Origin of the sequence: Cellulophaga sp. BC115SP (genome assembly GCF_009905545.1) — a bacterium.
In the GTDB taxonomy this organism is placed as follows: Bacteria; Bacteroidota; Bacteroidia; order Cytophagales; family Spirosomataceae; genus Flectobacillus; species Flectobacillus rivi.
On sequence record NZ_JAAALB010000048.1, the window covers coordinates 1 to 19,725 of the forward strand.

Genomic DNA, 19,725 nt, shown 5'->3' on the forward strand with positions numbered 1-19,725 from the left:
AGCTTGGTAACTACAAAACTCTTGCTTCCCTTTCTTTTTACCTAATTTGTCCCATTTTTTAGTAGGGTAGAGTACTCATTTTGTATACTTACTTATTTTTTGGAAGGCATTTTTCCTACTTGCTAACCTGAATGCTTAAATTTATAGCTAATGAATAATACACTAAAGCACATCAATGAAATAGTCCTTACACAAGGATCATTAACAAAAGAGGGTATTAGTTCGATTCCTACCGACACTGAAAAGTTAATATTTTGGGATTTGTTTGACAATTTTGCTCCGTTATCTATTGACAAACAAAGAGATTTTGCCGATTTGACAGAAGGGATACCTTGGTCGTTTAATCTCGAAAAAGGTATCATTATGTTTGAGGATTATACTTTCCCAATGCAGGTGTATGGTTCTTTTTCAAAATCGAGTGGAACATGGCTATGGGCTTGGGAAAATCAGCATTTACAACAAACACCTAAAATCATTGCCAACGCAGTTCTGTTAAAACAGCTCGGAGAAAGATTTGATATTTCACACCTTACGGTACCTCAGTATGATTCAAATCAGAATGAACTTTACGACTTGGGCTTAATTGCTTGTGGAATGTTTGGTCAAGATGGTTATTTCTTAGCAGATTATGGCCAAGGTATTATGCTGTTAACAGTGACGTTTTCTGATGAAATTAAGGAAGAATTTGAGGAAATTGGCATTGAGCGAGAGGTAACCGTTATAGGAGAGTTTTTGGAGCAATATGAGGTATCCAACCAGATAGATGCAATTGAGGCATATCTTTATCTGAAAGGTTTTAATGTCACCATTGCTAACAAAGAAATGTTTGCCGAGGCTGATGGGAAATTCATGAAGATTGGTTTTAACGAAGATAATTTCTTAACATCGTTAGATACTGAGTTATAAAAAGGCATTTAATTTAAAAACCAATGACTACAAACTCGCCATCTGATATACAGGAAATTATTCAACAAATTATCAAGTTTAGAGACGAGCGTGACTGGGAGCAGTTTCATGATGCACGCAACCTAGCGATGTGCCTCAATGTAGAAGCCTCTGAACTTTTGGAAGTATTTCTATGGAAAAAACCTGAGGAAGCCAAAATTGAAAAGATCGAGGAGGAACTTGCTGATGTCTTTTATGCGGCTTTTTTATTAGCTGAAAAATATGGTTTTGATGTAAAAGAAATCGTTACTAAAAAGCTCATGAAAAATGCTGAGAAATACCCAATCGAAAAGGCATTGGGTAGCAACAAAAAATATGATGAGTTATAAAAAAAACGGCTAGCAATTGCTAGCCGTTTTCTGATTATTTAGCGTTGGTTTTTAACCGAATTGTGGTAAATGAATACCCACCAATTGCTAAATCTACATTTTTCCCTGATAATGTAATGGTACTTTCAATTGCTTGAATCTCATTTGGACGTTCTAGCGTATTGAGGGCTTCTAGATTTTCATTTTCTAGTTTTATCAAATCAGCAGCTTTGGGTAATTTACTGAGCCCTTCAATTTGAATAGAAATTTGACGTTTGTCTTTGGATTGATTTACAATCTTAAGAATCAATTCTTGACTATTTTTATCAATTACGGCAGAAGCAAACAAACTGTCTTGTCCTGCCGAAATTTGTTTGTCTTTATATAGCATCGAAACCGTATGTGTTCCTTTGTAATTACTATAGATTTTTTGAACATGATAATTGGGCGTAGCCATTGATTTTAGATTATCGACCCAAATTAAATTCGGTGTCCATTGCCAACCATCAATATGTGCAAACAAAGGAGCATAAGACGCCATCTGTACAACTCCAGCATTTCGCTCCATACCTGTCATAAATGCCGCTTCTGATAATGCGGTAAGCCAGTTGTTTTTATTTTCAGGACTAACCATTCCAACACTTTGCGAGGCATATTCACCTGCAAACACTTTGGTTTTAGTCTTCTTGTCGTAGCTGTCATATCTTTTGGCATTAGCAAAAAACCATTCTGGACGACTATAAAAATGTTCGTCGACAAAACCAACCTCCATTTTTCGTAGTGTTGGATTCAAGTAATCGAAAAGTGGTCCGTTAGGTAACGGTCCTGTACTACAAACCAATTTGATATTGGGATAAATAGCTTGAAGTTTTTCCTTGAAAATCTCTAATCTTTCAATGTATTGCGTGCCCCAGTTTTCGTTGCCAACACCAAGCATTTTTAGATTAAAAGGCTTTGGGTGTCCAAGATTAATACGAACTTTTCCCAAAAAGGTCGTTGAATCGCCGTTGGCAAACTCAATCAAATCGAGGGCATCTTGTATATAAGGCTCAAGCTGATTTAATGGTGCTAACTCTCCAGAATTAAATTGACAAGCCATTCCGCAGTTGAGTATTGGTAAGGGCTCAGCACCTATGTCTTCTGCCAACTGAAAGTATTCCATAAAACCTAAACCAAAAGTCTGGAAATAGTCAGGAGCTAGTCGATGTGCCATTTCATAATTCCAACGATTGACAATCAGTTTGCGATTTTCGATGGGACCTAATGTTTTTTTCCATTGGTATCTAACCGACAAATCATGTCCTTCGACAATACACCCGCCAGGAAATCTAATAAATCCAGGTTTCATGTCGGCTAACATTTGTACCATATCTGCTCTTAGTCCTTCTTTTCTTCCTTTCCAAGTATCACTCGGAAAAAGAGAAATCATATCTAAATCAATTTCTCCATTACCTTCAAACCATATATTGAGTTTGGCTTTGGCGTCGGTTTCATTGGCGGTAAAACTAGTTTCTAGTTTTTGCCATTCGTTACTGGTATCATTGGGCGAAATTTTAGTTTGTCCTATTACTTGCCCGTTAGATGACACCAATTCTATAACTAATACCGTATGGGCAGTTTTCTGTCGATAAAAAACAGAAAAATCATATCTGAGTCCTTTTTTGATACCCATTCCTCTGAAACCTTCATTCGAAATACCAAGACTTTGAGGGTTCGGGTTCTTTAAGTTGACATGAAGATAACGTGGGTTTGTCGATGCTTTTTCAGGTTGATTTACAATCGTAATTTCGCTCCCAAGATAGAATCCTTGTAGCGTATTGGGACTGGTTATTTTCCATCCCATGAGTGGTTTGAAAAATTCAAATGAACGATTTTTTACTAATTCAGCATAAATGCCACCATCAGCGCCCATATTGATATCCTCAAAAAATATCCCCCACATAGTGGGAGATACTTCTGATTCAACTTGGCTGACGTTTACCTTAAAAGTAGGTTCTTGCTTTTGAGCGATACATTCGAAAGCAAGAAAGAAAGCGATAAGTTGTATAAATTGTTTCATTGGATAATAATTTAGGTAAATATAAATATTTTATTGTATTAAAGTGATACAATAATAAAAACTTTCTTTTGTCACTTATCAGTGCTTACTCCCTACAAACCTGTGTAGTCTGTTCTAGGATTTGAATAAATTAGTGGAAAAAAGATGCTACGAAAATTACACTTCATTTTCCTATTTAATTTACTCTCTTTGACAATCCTTGGACAAACCAACCAATGGATACGAATTAATCAATTAGGATATTTGCCCAACTATCCCAAAGTGGCAGTTTGGGTCAGTAAAGACATACAATTGCCAAGTAGGTTCGAGCTAATTGATGTTAAAACGCAAAAAGTCGCCTATCAATCAAAAACGGTAGTTTCAACAGGCGCTTACGGTCCATTTCAGTCAACAGCTAGATTAGATTTTTCAGGGTTCAAAAAAACGGGTAGTTATTACCTAAAAACGCCTAGTGCTCAATCTCCTGTCTTTCGGATAGATGCGGAGGTTTTTAGAGGCTCTGCTGATTTTATCCTGAAATATATGCGTCAGCAACGAAGTGGATATAACCCTTTTTTGAAAGATTCTTGCCATCGAGAAGACGGATTTATCGTTTATCATCCTGACCCTAAAAAAGATTCAACCCATCTTGATGTGTCTGGAGGCTGGCATGATGCTTCGGATTATTTGCAATATGTGACGACCTCTGCCAATGCTACTTTTCAGATGTTATTTGCCTATCAACAAAATCCTAAGGTATATCAAGACCATTATGATGCGTGGGGAAATGCAGGAAAAAATGGAATACCTGATATTTTGGATGAAGCCAAATGGGGCTTAGATTGGCTAGTAAAAATGAATCCTGCACCTCATGAGTACTACAATCAACTAGCCGATGATCGTGACCACCGAGGCTTGAGATTGCCCAATCTCGACAAAGTACAGTACGCTACAAATCAAGGCTTAGCGCGCCCTGTGTATTTTATTACAGGTAAAATCCAAGGATATAAACACAAAAACCGTACAACTGGAGTGGCTTCCTCTGTTGGGAAGTTTGCCTCTACATTTGCCCTAGGAAGCGAAATTTTAGCCAAATATTATCCTCAATTTGCCGAATCCCTAAAAGCAAGAGCCTTGGATGCTTACACTTTTGGTAAAGAAAAACCTGGGGTATCTCAAACAGCGCCAGGAGGAGCACCCTATTTTTATGAAGAAGACAACTGGGTTGATGATATGGAATTGGCGGCGACACAATTAGCCAAAATAACCCAGAAATCTGAAATTTGGCAGGAGGCATCCAATTTTGGTCATCAGGAGCCTACTACGCCTTGGATGGGTGCAGATACCGCACGACACTATCAGTGGTATCCTTTTGTCAACTTAGGACATTATTTCATGGCAAAAGAAGCAAAGGACAAGGCTTTTGCCAGTTATATAGAGCTAGGTTTGGAAAAGGTTTTTCAGCGAGGGAAAAATACCCCATTTCTCAATGGCGTGCCCTTTGTGTGGTGTTCCAACAATTATGTGGCAGGTATTTTAACACAAGCGATTTTGTTTCGACAACTGACTGGCTCAACCAAGTATCAGGCTATGGAAATGGCGCTATGTGATTGGTTGATGGGTTGTAACCCATGGGGAACCAGTATGATTTGTGGATTTCCGACGTCTAAACTCTCACCGACTGACCCTCATTCGGCTTTTACGCATCTATACAATTACAAAATTGATGGAGGCTTGGTCGACGGTCCTGTTTATGGCTCTATTTGGAGTAAATTGATAGGGATAACCTTATATCATCCAGATGAATATGCAGATTTTCAATCGAAACTGGCAGTTTATCATGACGATTTTGGCGATTATTCTACCGATGAACCTACGATGGATGGAACCGCTAGCTTGTCTTTTTTACTTTCTTTTTATGAAAAAGAAGGACAAAAATTACAACCTCAAAACAACCTTCAAGCACTGGGGGGAATTGTACGAATGGATACTACCAAAAAAGAGATATATCTGTGCTTTACGGCACATGAATTTAATGAGGGAGCTTCGACTATCCTGAGTGTTTTACAGAAAAAAGGGATCAAGGCCAACTTCTTTTTGACTGGTGATTATTTGAGAAATCCATCTTTTCAAACTACTGTCAAGCAGATGATTCAACAAAAACATTATGTAGGACCACATTCAGATAAGCATTTGTTATATGCGCCTTGGGAAAAACGGGATTCGCTATTGGTTGATAAGACAACCTTTATGAATGATTTACAAAATAATTTAAACGAGCTCAAAAAGTTTGGATTGTCATCTGCTCAAATCAATTACTTTATGCCAGCATACGAATGGTACAACCAAAGCATTAGCGATTGGACAGCTGAAATGGGATTGAAGCTTGTCAATAATACAGGAGGAACATCTTCACAAGCAGATTATACTACTCCCGATGCTAAAAATTATTTGAGTTCAGAGGAGATTTATCGGAGAATTTTCAATTTTGAAGAAAAAACAAGCACAGGGTTAAATGGAGCTTTGTTGCTTACACACCTAGGCGTAGGAGAGAAGCGAACCGATAAATTTTATGACAAATTGGAAAAGCTAATTTCTGAATTACAAAAGCGAGGGTATAAGTTTGAAAAGCTAAAATAAGAGATTCATCTTTTCCAAAATAGGGTGTGACTCAAGTCGCACCCTATTTGTATTATACTTGAATCATTATTCTTGCGAGCCAATTTTGCCGATTTCTTTATCTAAGGCAAATTTTCCTGTAGCGCTTTCTACATCAATCAAATCAAACAATTCCAAGGCACGACGAGCATTTTTCTCTTCCTCTCTTTGTTCTACCACATACCACATCATGAATTGCTCGGTTGCGTAATCGTTTTCTTCACGACATTTTGCCACAATCTTGTTGATAGCATTTGTGACAGAAATTTCGCTTTGAAGTGCAGCCTCAAATACACTTTTAAATGAAGGGTATTCTTGAATCACTTCGCCAATAGTCGGTGTGATTGCAGTACCACCAACTTCATTGATATATTTGAAAAGTTTTAAAAAATGTTCACGTTCTTCCTCTGCTTGAGCATAAAGATATTCAGCAGATTTCTCAAATCCATTGCGGTCGAGCCACGAAGCCATCGCCAAATACTTTTGCGAAGCTTCGGCTTCCATTTTACATTGTGCGTTTAGAGCGATTTCTATTTCTTCTTTCAAAGAAGTTCTTTGTCTCATTAAATCTTTCATCTTCTATGTAGCTTATTTAGTTGTTACAATATTAGCAACATATTGTACAAAAAAGTTTTAAACTTGAGGAATTTTGATAAAATTTGGAATTATTCTAATTATATTAGACCTCCAGCCAACAATTGCCTCTCTATTTGACCTTATTGCCAAAGATATATACCAAATAAGTTTTGAATAAACCACTAAGTAACAATACCTTATTTTAATTGTATGAGAACTAAAGATGAATTAAAAGAAAAAATGATTTTGGAAAAAGCGCTAACAATGATTTCCAAAATTGGTCTTTCTGGATTAAAAATGAGCCTTCTCGCCAAGGAAGTTGGCGTTGCAACTGGAACAATTTATATCTATTTTAAGGACAAAAAAGACCTAATCAACAACCTTTATGTCTATTTGGTCAAAAAGGAAACAGAGCTTTCTTTTGAAAACCTCCCCAAAGATGTGCCATTCAAGGATAGGTTTAAGGCTGCCTTGAGAAATTACATCAATCGTGTAGCTACTCATCCAGAAGTGCAAGTGTTTTTTGAACAATATGCTCGTTCTCCTTATAATGAAGGCGATAACGAAGCCATAATTGCGGAGGAGGATAAGGCACTAAAGCCCCTTTATGAATTAATAGAGACTGGACAAAAAGAGTCACTAATCAAAAACTTTTCCTCTCATCTAATTATAATGATGTTGTGTGGAGCTGTAGGTGAGCTTTCATGTCAGGTACACAACTTGAAAGACGAGGAGGTGACAGTTTGTATTGATATGATGTGGGACGCTATTGCGATTCATTGATTTGTCACGAAAGATGATAAAGAATACATCAACCCAATTAAATTCCTTAAAAGTTTAAATGGGTTGATGTGTGAATACTGAAAATATATTGCCGAATGTCTATTTTTTATTGCCAAAAGCACCCACCGAGTTAATTATTTCTTTGTGCTTTATTGACGATAGTTTTTACCACGTCGTCTAGCTCCTGAGCCGAGCCTTTCAGGTCTGTTAGTAGCTGCATAGTTTCCTCATCTAATGCTGCTTCCGTCACTTCCAAAAAATCAACAATACCAAGAATCTTGGCCAATGGCTGTCTTACTGCATGAGATTGAAACCAGGCAATTTCTTTCAGCTGGTTAGATTGTTGGTCGATAGTTTCCATTTTCTGAGTTAGTTCAGAAATGTCTTTTGCAAAACATGCTACTCCTGTAACGTTACCTTGATGGTCATAAATGGGATTGAAATTTACAATGGCTCTCAAGCGTTTTCCAGAAGGGTGGTAGGTAGCCAAGTCCTCAATTACAGAGTGTGGTTCTCCTTTCATACAACGTTCATAATAGGCGTACCACTTTGCTTTAATGGCTTCGCCAAGGGACTTACGTGCGGAAGAAGTATCTAAATTGATAGGGTTACCAACCAAATCTGATAACATATCAACATAAGCTTTATTGGCAATGGTCAAGTTATACTCTTTATCAACCGACCAAATCAATTCGGTTGTAGCGTTAATAATGGCTTCTAAATTCTTTTGCATAGTGGCAATTGCGAGACTGTGTTCTTTTGCAAGAGTTATGTCACGAATATACACTGATATTCCTTCATTTGAAGGGTATGCGGTAGATTCTATCCAAATATTTTGCTTTGAAAGGTATGTTTCTAGAAATAAAGAGGTATGCTTTTGACTAGCCTCCTCAATCATGGTGGCTAGTTTGGGAGATAAGTCTTGTAATAATACTAAACAATTCTGATTCAGAACTTCCTCTTTAGCAATACCTAAAATACGTTCTGCCGATGCATTCCAATAGTTTACATTCCATGATTTATCTACCGAAATGAATCCATCAGTGATACTTTCTAGCATATTTCTGGTTTGCTCGGCATTTTTCAGAATCAAGTCCGTTTGAGCTTTTAATTCCGTTACATCCCGCCCAATTACAAAAACTTGTTTGCCATTGGGGTCAGGCACTGCCACCCAAGCAAAGTGACGATAGGTACCTGCTTTGGTCCGATACCTATTAGCATGTGCACGAATAATTTCCCCTTGGTAAAGCTTGGCAATTTGATGGGATGAAGTTTCGAGATCTTCAGGATGGATCAAGTCTGTAAACTTTTTAGACTTTAATTCCTCCGCAGAAAATCCTAGTACATTGGTAAAGGCTGGGTTAGTTTTTACTAAATAGCCATTTTTATCGGCGATACAAATTAAATCTGCTGAATAGTCAAATAGGTTGGAAAGTTCTTCTCTAGCTTTGACTTTTTCGATAAGATTACCCAAACCTGCAGCCACCTTCGATAAAACTCCAATGAGATAGGAATCGTATGAGACTTTTTGGTCGGTCATTAATATAATAATGCCAACAATCTGCTCGCTGTTTGGAGCTTCGAAAATTGGAATCGAAACGGCAGTATAATCAAGTTTGGGGTCTAAAAGCTCTTGGCGACTAAAACTTTCATGATGATATAAGTCGCTAAACCAATAGGCAGATCTACTTATCCAAGAATTATTGGAGATACTTTTTTCTTTGAAACCTCTCGTTCTGTTACGAGAAGCTTCCGCGAAATTTACAAACTGAGCATTATTAGGATTGGCTGATGCACTAGCAAGAAATAAAACCTGATTTTGAGAATCGGGAAGCCAAAATTCTACATTTTCCCAACCAGTAAATAAGCGAATATTGTTACTAATGGCATTGAGCGTAGATTTGAGTGTAAACGAATCTTTGATAGAAGAGAGAATCCTACTGTTTAATTCATCTTCTCTAGCTTTGAGTTCAGATTCAGTAACATCATTAAAAATATGCAGATGAATCCCTTCTCTGATATTGGCGAGTGCACGCCAAGAGGCAATTTTCGTATCATTATGGCTTGATTTTAACGAAATTTTACCTTCATGCTTTCCAATCGTATGAAATTTTTCCCATAAACTTACAAAAGGGGTATTGAACTCAGGCTTGACAATTTCCTCTAACGATTTGCCTTGAAGAAATGCTTTCGAAGCATTAAAGAGTTCTTCGGAAGCGCTATTCGACTCTAGGATTTTTCCCTCACTATCAGTCAGTAAAATAGCATCGGAAGAATGCTCAAAAATGAGGAAGAGTTGTTTTGAGGCAACGTTTTTTTCTTGTTCAGCTTTGACTTTCGAAGTCACATCATGCGCCAATACCAATACTGCATCAGTGCCTTTATAGATGGTTGGGTGCGAAGTGAGCTCTACGTAAATAACCTCTCCAGACTTAGTAAGATGTGTGACAACATGATCTGAAATGATGACATTTTTGTCTAATGAACTTGCCGCCAAATCATGAATAGAACGTTGGTAAAACTCCTTTGGCGTATATCCGTACTTTTGACAAGCAGCATCGTTTACCTTAATAAACTGCCCATTCTCAGCATTATACACCCACATAGGAAGTGGATTCGCATCAAAAAGTTGCTTATAATCATTTGCTATTTTCTTGAAACGACTTCTTAGTATCTGTCTCTCTCGTGCAAAAAATAAGTTTTTTTCTATATCACTTTGTAAAAAATCATTCCACAAAATACAATCCTGTGCACCTGCTTGTATAAAGTTTCGCTGGATAGTAGAGTCAAGAATTTTACATAAAATAATGATTGAAGAACTTCCAAATAAATGACTTAAATACTCTGTTTGGGAGAAAATATTAAATTCAGATGTTTCAAAATAAGAAGCGTCAACAAAGATAAAATCAGGCTTGGATTTAATGAGTGATTTGGAGAAAGTATGCTCAGTTACAGCAAAAATCCCCAAAGTACTTATTTCCATACTTCTCAGTTTTTGCTCTATTTGATCGATAGTTTCTTGATTATCACTAAAAGTAAGGGCTTTTCGTAACATAATATTGGCGGTGATTAAGTATGAAGCCTATACGTCAAATATACATTATTTTAAGGAAGAAAGCGTCGTTTACAGTAAAATTACTTTCAATTAGTGAAGATTTTTTTGTGTGAGTGTCAAAAAAACACATTATCTATCTGCATGGCTTTTTATTCACCTGCAAAAACTCATAAAAGATTCCTTGATAATCAGTATATTGAGATTTTAACCCTTCAAAAACTATGAAAAGACGAGATTTTATCAAATATTCTTCCTCTGCAAGCCTTTACTACTCAAGTTTGCCTTTGCTACCCGCATTGTCCTCAAAAGTCAATAGATATAAGACCGCCCTTATTGGCACAGGTTGGTGGGGTATGAATATCCTCCGAGAAGCCATCAGAGCAGGAGAGTCGCAGGTGGTAGCAATGTGCGACGTCGACGAAAATCAATTAAACAATGCGCTTAAAGAAGTTTCTACGCTATGTAGTGATAGTCCTAAGCGTTACCGAGATTTTAGAGAATTGCTTCATCGAGAAAAACCCGAAATCGTAATTGTAGCAACGCCCGATCACTGGCACCCGTTGATTGCTATTGCGGCAATGGAAATTGGTGCGAATGTTTATGTCGAAAAGCCAATTGGGCATACCATTATGGAAGGTCGAGCTATGGTAAATGCTGCTCGTAAATACGACCGAATTGTGCAAGTGGGAACACACAGGCGAGTTTCTCCACATAATATTTCAGGAATGAATTTTATTCGTTCTGGAAAAGTTGGACAAATTGGTATGATTCGGGCATTTGTGCACTATGGCGGAGGCGCGGGTACGGTAGTTCCTAATTCGGAAGTCCCCCAAGGATTAGATTGGGATATGTATTGCGGTCCAGCGCCTTTGATTCCGTACAACAAAGTAATTCATCCGAAAGGATTTAGACAATTTCTCAACTTTTCAAATGGACAACTTGGCGATTGGGGAATACATTGGATGGATCAGATCCTTTGGTGTATGGAAGAAAAATATCCTCGAAAAATTTACTCAACCATGGCACGACATATTCGCAAAGACAATACGGATGCGCCAGATATGCAATTGGTAAATTATGAGTTTGAAAACTTTCACGTTTCATGGGAGCACCGATTGTTTGCTGCCAACGAAGCTGAGCATACCAATGTAGGTTGTTATTTTTATGGAACAGAAGGGACTTTTCACATGGGGTGGCAAGATGGCTGGACTTTTTATCCTGCCAATAAAAACAAACCAATTTTGCATGAGGATCCAGTCCTTAACAAACCCGATGACCAGAATATCCGTGAATTATGGCAAAATTTCTTGGTGTCTATCAAAACCCATAAACCACCTCTTTGTGATATTGAAGTAGGACACCGTTCAACCAATATGAGTTTGTTGGGTATGCTTTCTGCTAAAGTAGGTCGCAGTATTATTTGGGATGGCGAGAAAGAAATTATTCTTAATGACCCCGAGGCCAATAAGTTATTAAAAAGAGAATATCGCAAACCTTGGGAATATCCTTCGGTCTAATATTTTCAATTCCCACAGGCGTGTAACTGAAGTTGCAAGCCTGTGGGAAATTGAAAATAAGCTCAAAGTAAAATTGCATTAACATGCTTTAGGCTATAAGCCGTAAGCCTTAGGCACAAGCTTCTATAAACCTATTAGATATATTAAAAGCTGATTGTGAAATTATTGTAAATGCAAAGTGTTGATAGTTAAAGTCTTATATTAAAAATTAGAGATATAAGAAGGATTCCAACTATTTCCGAAATCCAACATCCGACATCCGAAATAAACAGTTTTAGAATCCTTCGTACGCTACTAATTCATAGTTAATTCTTAAGCTGTTTGTCCAAAATGCTTTTCCAGTTTGCATATACAGATTGATACTGTTCTTGTAACTCTTTTTCTGGCTCTACGCTTCCGATTGATTTCATATTTTCGAATGCTTCTTTTGGCTGAGCAAAGAATCCTTTTCCAATACCTGCACCCAAAGCTGCACCTTTTGCACCATCCGTATCATATAACTCAACTGCCACGCCGATAGTATTAACTAACGCTTTCGTAAATACGTTACTTAAGAACATATTGGCCTTGCCTGCACGAATAACGGTAGGAGCTGTGCCTGTTTCTGCCATAATATCAACACCATATTTTAAGGAGAATGCAATACCCTCCTGCGCAGCACGAATCAAATGAGCAGTGGTATGCACATTAAAGTTAAGCCCAGTTATGGTTGAATGAATACTTTTGTTTGAAAGCACTCTTTCTGCTCCATTGCCAAATGGTAAAATTGTCAGACCATTCGCACCTGCTTTGATGGCTGATGCCGCCTCATTCATTTGGCTATATGACCACTGTGGCGCAACTTGATCACGCATCCAACGATTCAGAATACCAGTCCCATTGACACATAACAATGTTCCCAAACGATTGAACCCATCTAATTGGTGATTGACGTGTGCAAATGTATTGACACGTGAAAGTGGATCATAACTAACTTGGTCAGAAACTGAATAAACTACACCAGAAGTGCCAGCAGTAGCTGCTACTTCACCAGGTTCTAGAACATTCAACGACAAGGCGTTGTTTGGTTGGTCACCTGCTTTGTAACATACAGGCGTTCCTGCCTTTAAGCCAGTCAAGTCTGCCATAGAACTGCTCACCTCGCCATGATTTGAAAATACAGGTTTTAATTCAGGTAAAACAGTTTTAGGAAAACCATAATATTTAAGTATATCTTCAGAAATAGCATTTTCTTTAAAGTCCCAAAAAATACCTTCTGAAAGTGCCGAATTTGAAGTCGTAATTGAATTGGTGAGTTTCATCGCTATAAAATCACCTGGCAGCATAATCTTGTAAACAGAACCATATACTCTTGGCTCGTTTGCTTTTACCCAAGCTAATTTTGAGGCTGTAAAATTCCCGGGAGAATTGAGTAAATGAGATAAACATTTTTCCTCTCCAATTTCTTGAAATGCTTTATTACCAATTTCCACCGCACGACTATCACACCAAATAATCGATGGGCGAAGCACACGGTGTTCTCTATCGACCATAACTAATCCATGCATTTGATACGCAATACCGATCGCTTGAATATCTTTGGGGTTGTATTTGCCCGAATCATTACAACGCTGGATGGCATTTACTGCGCAATTCCACCACATTTCAGGGTCTTGTTCAGCCCAATCAGAGAAGGGTGAAGAGATAGTGTTCTCGGTATCAGGGTATTGTGCTGAGGTCACCAATTGACCTGTGTCGCCATCTACAACCGAAGCTTTAATGGAAGATGTACCAATGTCGATTCCTAGTAAAAGCATAGAGGAATATATTAAATGATTGCTTTATTTTTATAAGATATAGGATAAATGATATGATTTATCCATTTAGCAAAGATAGAAATTTTTCCGTTACTGTTCTAATCTGTTCTATGTTTTACGGTATTTTTTCATGAAAAAATATACTTTACAAAAAAGTAGATTAACTTTAATGAAATTTTCACGAACCACAATTTTAATAGAGTAGAGAATTTCTAACCCCTGATAATAATGAATATTGATTGCCCTGTGATAGAGATTGAAAATTTGAGTATGAATTACGGTGAAAAGGAAGTTCTAAAGGGACTAAACCTCACGGTAAATCATGGTCAAATTGTTGGATATATCGGACCTAACGGAGCAGGGAAAAGTACTACGCTGAAGACATTGATTGGAATGGTAACTGGATTTTCGGGTATGGTTCGTGTACTTGGGTATAATATCCGAACACACTCGCTTGAAGTAAAGCAGAAAGTCGGCTATGTTCCCGAAAATGCACAATTGTACGAGCAATTGACTCCGCTGGAATACCTGAGATTTGTAGGACGCTTGCATAAAATGTCTGATCATAAGATTGCCGAAATTTCGCCCAAAATGCTTGAAGTATTTGAGTTAGGGAATATGGCTGACAGACGTATGAGCGTATTTTCGAAAGGCTCAAAGCAAAAAGTCCAATTGATAGCTGGAATGATGCACAATCCCGATTTGATTATTTTGGATGAACCACTTTCTGGATTAGATCCGAATGCAGTATTGCTAGTAAAAGAGATCTTGGGTAAGCTCAAACTCCAAGGAAAGACGATTTTTTATTCATCGCATTTGATGGATGTAGTAGAAAAAATTTCAGACAGAATTATCGTAATCAACCAAGGCGAAATAATAGCTGATGGTACTTTCGAAGAATTGCAACAAAATGCAACTGGCTCTTTAGAATCGATTTTTAGTAACTTAACAGGAAACACTTCACATATTAAAGACAATGCAGAGTTGTTTGTTTCGGTGTTGGATGATATAAAGTAAATGACTGGGGCGATCCCTCATTTGCTAACGCATCGAAATTGCATAGGATGGCTCGCTATCCCTATTTTACTCAACTGAACTATGGTTAAATTTATATTATACTTATTAGATAAATTTCGTTGGTTTTTTATAAATATTGGTGTTGATTACACCTCACTTCGTGCTATACTCGAAGTAAAGTTATTAATTGAAACAAGAGGTTTTTGGATAAAAAATCCACGTGCTGCTGAAATTTCCGAAAATCCTGAGGAAGATGAAAACTCCGTTTTCGAGTCTGAAATAGAGGAGGAATCCAATCATAGAACATTCCTCAAAACCTCCATTATTCAAGCAGTTTTTAGTTTCTTGTACGCAATCGTGATATTCTCAGTAAAGCAAACAGTATTTAATATGCTACTGATGTGTTTTACTTATATGATGTTTATGATTTGCTTTAATATGTTGGCGGATTTTGCAGAAGTACTTTTTGATAATCAGGACAATTCAACTTTATTGTCCAGACCAGTAGACCCCAAAACAATCTGGATTTCTCGACTACTTCATTTATTGATATTTCTTGGGCTGTTGACGTTTGCGAACGCGATTGGGCTCGCTGTTGTATTAGCCCTAAAAATGGGTTTTGTAGTAGGTTTACTCTTTCTGATAGGGGTAAGTTTTCTGTGTCTAATTTCAGTCTTTATCTCTAGTGGACTCTACATTTTTTTATCCAAACTGGTTAATCCTGAACGCTTTAAAGATATTATCATTTATGTGCAGATTTTCTTTACGCTCAGTCTTTCAATAGGCTATCAGTTTATTTCTGGACAATCAAAAATTTCGGTGGAGGATATTTTTCAGCCTTCTAGCGTAAAGTTTTGGCACTATTTTGCACCTCCTGCATGGTATGCCCATATCTTGGATAGCTATGTTTATCACGTGAAAGATTGGCATCACTTGAATTTTATTTTTCTGGGAATATTGTTTCCCATCATCGCAATGGTGTTGATTAATAAATACTTGGCTCCTTTTTTTGCAAATAGACTCACTTCTATCCAATATTTTGCAACGGTCGATACTCGAACGGCTTCAGCTAAATTCCTGATTCGTGATTTCTTCAGTAAGATTCACAAATTGTTCAAACACTCTATTCTCGAAAAATCTGCTTTTGAGCTTGTCTGGACGATTGTTACGAGGGATAGAAGGTTCAAGCTAAGAGCTTATCCCTCTTTGGGCTTGTTGATTCTTTTTACCATTCGCTATTACAATGATACTTTGACAGTGGATGTAAACCGATTAATGATTCTGTATTACACCACATTTACGCTTAGTATGATTGTGCAGCAAATCTTTTTGTCGGACAACTGGAAAGCTTCTTGGATTTATCAAATTATGCCAATAGAAAATCCAGGGGAATTACTCGTTGGGGCTTATCGCTCAGTTATTATTCGTTTTATTGTGCCGCTTTATATTTTGATTACTACGATCATGTTATTAAAGGAAGGTATCGCTTGTTTAAAAGATGTGTACCTCAATATTTCAGTAACATTACTGTATATCGCCATCAGTGTTTTTAAAGAAAGTTTCAGACTACCATTTTCTGTAGAGGCTACCAACTCGAATGCAAAAGGGAATAATTGGATAAGATTTTTTAACCTTATCTTTGTCATGCCAACCATTGGCTTGATCCATTATTATATTGCAAAGACCTTGGTGGGAACTTTAGTGATTGCCACAGCCTTTTCTATAATAGCAATCATTTTATTTCAACAGTATAAATTTATTTCTTGGGAAAGAATTCGACATTCGTAAGAGTTTCCCTCTACAAAGGCATGGGTATTTTGAAAATCACTAATTTGACAAAAGTATATGATGAACGAGTAGTCGTAAACAATATTTCGCTTGAAGTAGCACCCGCAGAAATTTTGGCGATTGTGGGTGAAAGTGGTTCTGGAAAAACTACTTTATTAAACATGATTTCAGGAAATATTCGTCCTGATGAAGGAAAAATGTGGCTGGATGACCAAGAAGTTGACCTATATTTTAATCGACTCATTCGTGAGTTACCTGATATAAAACTTGTTCCGCAAGACTACAAACTTAAACCCGAACACAAAATTTGGGAAAATATTGATTTATCTCTCACAAAATATACCCGTGAATATCGAGTAGAACGAGTAGCTGAGCTGTTGGATTTATGTGGAATTACACATATCAAAGACAAAAAGCCCAAGGATGTATCGGGTGGCGAAAAACAGCGAACAGCCATTGCCAGAGCCATCGCCGAGGAACCTCAAGCCTTATTACTCGATGAGCCTTTCTCTAATTTGGACTCTATCAACAAGCAACATTTACGACAAAATCTGGTTTCTTTAATCAAACATGAAGAAATAGCTTGTCTTTTTGTGACACACGATATGATTGAAGCCTTGTTGGTTGCTGACCGAATAGGCGTGATGCATAAAGGCGATTTGCTTATGTTGGGTACACCAAAAGAGATTTTTTCACAGACCACAAATCCTTATATTATCTCATTTGTGCAGGCTGCAATAGCGCCAATCAAAGAATTTTCTCAACAATATCTAGACAAATAATAAATCTTGGTCGATTGAATTGACAAATAAATCTAAAATCTATTGTCAATTCGAATTTCCTTCTCTAATTTTGGACCGAAATACATATTTGGTCGAATCGTATGACTGACACACTTCAAAAAGACGAAATCATCATCAAAGAGGTGATTGAAGCCGCAAAAGTTTTGTTTCAACGTTATGGTCTCAAAAAGACCACGATGGAAGATATTGCCAAATTTGTAGGTAAAGGGAAAAGTACGTTATATTATTATTTCCCAAGTAAGATTGAAATTTTTGAAGCAGTAATTGAAAATGAAATTCGAGAACTGTTCGAATCTATCGAAATAGCTGCCTCGAAAGAAGTTACTGCAAGACAAAAATTGAAAGTGTATTGGTTGACCCGTCTCCAAAAACTTGAGAAGATGTGTAATCTTAGTCAGGTACTCAAGGAGGAGATTATGGATCATGCCATTACTATTTTTAATCTAAAAAGAAAACACCTTCAAGAGGAATTGACCTTAGTAAAAGGGTTTTTGATTTTTGGTATCGAAAACGAAGAATTTCGCCCCGAAACAGAGGAGCATATTGAGTTACTCTGTAGAGTTATCGTAGCCTCTTTACGAGGATTTGAATTATCAAATATGGAAGTATTCGAAATAGAGAAGGACTACATTCGCCATATCGATTTCTTGATAGATACCTTTATTGGTGGTATTGGTATTAAAGTAACTTCTGTTTAAGCTTACCAAGAATAAATTTTAGGAAATTATGATTTTAGTTGAAACTTTTTTTAATAAATACTGTTTTCATTAAAGATTCTTCTTTATTTCCAACATATATCCTTCCACTAGATACAATTAGGCTTTTATACAACAGCCTGATTTTTTTGAATGAAAATTAGACCGAAATACGAATTCGGTCGATAAGTTTTACGTTTTCGTCTCTAAATAACTTTTTTTAGTCGACATTTGAGATAGTACTTAAAGTAAAATGTAGGTTAAGATTGTCCTAGCTTTAAGGACAATGTCTTGGAATTTACTAAGTTGCATTTATAAGAACAATTCACCATATATTACAAATAGATTATGAATATGAACCCTACGGTTTCGGCTGCTACAGGAAAGCTTGGTATTTTGATGCCAGGAATGGGAGCGGTTGCTACAACGTTTGTAGCAGGCGTTATTGCTTCTAGAAAAGGATTAGCGCATCCGACAGGTTCTCTTACTCAAACCGCAAACATTCGCTTGGGTAAAAGAACAGAAAAGCGTAATCCAAAAATTAAAGATTTTGTACCCTTGGCTTCGTTAGATAGCATCGTTTTCGGAGGATGGGACGTATATGGAGACAATATGTTTGATGCAGCGCTTAAAGCAGGTGTTTTGGATCGTGGAATGGTGGAGTTGATTCGTGAGGATTTGGAAAAAATCGTTCCTATGAAAGCGGTTTTTGATAAGCGTTACGTAAAAAACTTAGAAGGAGATAACGTTAAGCCTCAAACAAGCAAATTAGAACTGATTGAAGAGTTGATGGCAGACATCGAAAACTTCAAAATCGCTAATGATTGTGAGCGTTTGGTAATGGTATGGTGCGGTTCTACAGAAATCTACCATGAAGCAAAAGAGGTACACTCATCATTGGCTAATTTCGAAGCTGGTTTGGCAAGTAACGACCCAGATATTGCGCCTTCAATGATGTATGCGTATGCTGCTATCAAGTCTGGAGTACCGTTTGCCATGGGTGCACCAAACCTATGTTTGGACATTCCTGCCCTCGAAGAATTAGCTACATTGACTCATACGCCTATTGCTGGAAAAGATTTCAAAACGGGTCAAACCTTGATGAAAACTATTGTAGCGCCAGGTTTGCGTGCTCGTGCATTAGGTGTACGTGGTTGGTTCAGTACCAATATCTTAGGTAACAGAGATGGCTTGGTGTTGGATGCGCCAGAGAACTTCAAAACCAAAGAAGTGTCGAAAGGAAATGTGTTGGACGGTATCTTAGACGCAGAGCAAAATCCTGAATTATGGGGAGATATTCATCACAAAGTTCGTATCGAATATTATCCGCCACTTGGTGACAACAAAGAGGGCTGGGACAATATCGATATCTTTGGTTGGATGGGTTACCAGATGCAAATCAAAATCAATTTCTTGTGCCGTGACTCTATTTTAGCTGCCCCAATTGTATTGGATTTGGCCTTATTCCTTGATGTTGCAAAACGTGCAAACTTGTCAGGTATTCAAGAGTGGTTGTCATTCTACTGGAAAGCTCCACAAACGTTACCAGGCTTAGAACCAATCCACGATTTGTTTAAGCAATTGGAAAAATTAGAAAATACACTTCGCTATTTAATGGGCGAAGAATTGATTACAAATCTAGGAATGGATTACTACGAAAATGTAGAAGAAGACGTAGAATTGTAATTTTCTAAAAAGTTGAAAGTAAGTCTATTAAACCAAATAGACTTACTTTCATCCAAACAC

At 37.3% G+C, this 19,725-nt stretch carries 14 protein-coding genes; 10 read left to right on the forward strand and 4 right to left on the reverse strand.

Going from position 1 to position 19,725, the window contains the following annotated elements:
- Positions 1-150 precede the first annotated feature (150 nt).
- Together GVN22_RS22845 and GVN22_RS22850 are read left to right on the forward strand one after the other, a co-directional pair.
- Positions 151-906, forward strand: coding sequence for a DUF6882 domain-containing protein (locus GVN22_RS22845; RefSeq protein ID WP_166553329.1), 756 nt, complete (start codon positions 151-153; stop codon positions 904-906).
- Positions 907-929: 23 nt separating this feature from the next.
- The gene (locus GVN22_RS22850; protein ID WP_166553330.1) at positions 930-1,274 is read left to right on the forward strand and encodes a nucleotide pyrophosphohydrolase; all 345 of its coding nucleotides are present in this window, start codon (positions 930-932) and stop codon (positions 1,272-1,274) included.
- A gap of 34 nt (positions 1,275-1,308) precedes the next feature.
- Here the strand turns inward: GVN22_RS22850 and GVN22_RS22855 are convergent, their stop codons facing one another.
- Positions 1,309-3,312 carry an alpha-L-arabinofuranosidase C-terminal domain-containing protein gene (locus tag GVN22_RS22855; RefSeq protein WP_166553331.1) on the reverse strand — a complete coding sequence of 668 codons (2,004 nt, stop codon included), beginning with the start codon at positions 3,310-3,312 and terminating at the stop codon, positions 1,309-1,311.
- Positions 3,313-3,456: 144 nt separating this feature from the next.
- Between GVN22_RS22855 and GVN22_RS22860 the strand changes: the two genes are divergently transcribed.
- Positions 3,457-5,931: a glycoside hydrolase family 9 protein gene (locus GVN22_RS22860; protein ID WP_166553332.1), complete on the forward strand. Its 2,475-nt coding sequence runs from the start codon at positions 3,457-3,459 to the stop codon at positions 5,929-5,931.
- Positions 5,932-5,997: 66 nt separating this feature from the next.
- Here the strand turns inward: GVN22_RS22860 and GVN22_RS22865 are convergent, their stop codons facing one another.
- On the reverse strand, positions 5,998-6,525 hold the full coding sequence (locus tag GVN22_RS22865; RefSeq protein ID WP_166553333.1) for a ferritin: 528 nt from the start codon (positions 6,523-6,525) through the stop codon (positions 5,998-6,000).
- A 210-nt stretch (positions 6,526-6,735) separates the two neighbouring features.
- On the opposite strand from GVN22_RS22865, the gene GVN22_RS22870 reads away from it, so the two are divergent.
- Positions 6,736-7,308: a TetR/AcrR family transcriptional regulator gene (locus tag GVN22_RS22870; protein WP_166553334.1), complete on the forward strand. Its 573-nt coding sequence runs from the start codon at positions 6,736-6,738 to the stop codon at positions 7,306-7,308.
- 130 nt (positions 7,309-7,438) lie between these two features.
- Here the strand turns inward: GVN22_RS22870 and GVN22_RS22875 are convergent, their stop codons facing one another.
- Positions 7,439-10,363, reverse strand: coding sequence for a PAS domain S-box protein (locus GVN22_RS22875; protein ID WP_166553335.1), 2,925 nt, complete (start codon positions 10,361-10,363; stop codon positions 7,439-7,441).
- Positions 10,364-10,584: 221 nt separating this feature from the next.
- On the opposite strand from GVN22_RS22875, the gene GVN22_RS22880 reads away from it, so the two are divergent.
- Positions 10,585-11,880, forward strand: coding sequence for a Gfo/Idh/MocA family protein (locus GVN22_RS22880; RefSeq protein WP_166553336.1), 1,296 nt, complete (start codon positions 10,585-10,587; stop codon positions 11,878-11,880).
- 305 nt (positions 11,881-12,185) lie between these two features.
- Here the strand turns inward: GVN22_RS22880 and GVN22_RS22885 are convergent, their stop codons facing one another.
- Positions 12,186-13,676 (reverse strand): xylulokinase, encoded by a 1,491-nt coding sequence (locus GVN22_RS22885; RefSeq protein ID WP_166553337.1) that lies wholly within the window; start codon positions 13,674-13,676, stop codon positions 12,186-12,188.
- Between the two features lie 228 nt (positions 13,677-13,904).
- On the opposite strand from GVN22_RS22885, the gene GVN22_RS22890 reads away from it, so the two are divergent.
- From GVN22_RS22890 to GVN22_RS22910, 5 genes are all read left to right on the forward strand, one after another.
- Entirely contained in the window at positions 13,905-14,693 is a 789-nt protein-coding gene (locus tag GVN22_RS22890) for an ABC transporter ATP-binding protein (protein ID WP_166553338.1), read from the forward strand.
- A gap of 81 nt (positions 14,694-14,774) precedes the next feature.
- Positions 14,775-16,481 (forward strand): hypothetical protein, encoded by a 1,707-nt coding sequence (locus GVN22_RS22895; protein ID WP_166553339.1) that lies wholly within the window; start codon positions 14,775-14,777, stop codon positions 16,479-16,481.
- 20 nt (positions 16,482-16,501) lie between these two features.
- Positions 16,502-17,263 carry an ABC transporter ATP-binding protein gene (locus tag GVN22_RS22900; protein WP_166553340.1) on the forward strand — a complete coding sequence of 254 codons (762 nt, stop codon included), beginning with the start codon at positions 16,502-16,504 and terminating at the stop codon, positions 17,261-17,263.
- Between the two features lie 101 nt (positions 17,264-17,364).
- A complete protein-coding gene (locus GVN22_RS22905; protein ID WP_166553341.1) occupies positions 17,365-17,982 on the forward strand; it encodes a TetR/AcrR family transcriptional regulator in 618 nt (205 codons plus the stop codon).
- A 345-nt stretch (positions 17,983-18,327) separates the two neighbouring features.
- Positions 18,328-19,665: an inositol-3-phosphate synthase gene (locus GVN22_RS22910; RefSeq protein ID WP_166553342.1), complete on the forward strand. Its 1,338-nt coding sequence runs from the start codon at positions 18,328-18,330 to the stop codon at positions 19,663-19,665.
- Positions 19,666-19,725: the final 60 nt, after the last annotated feature.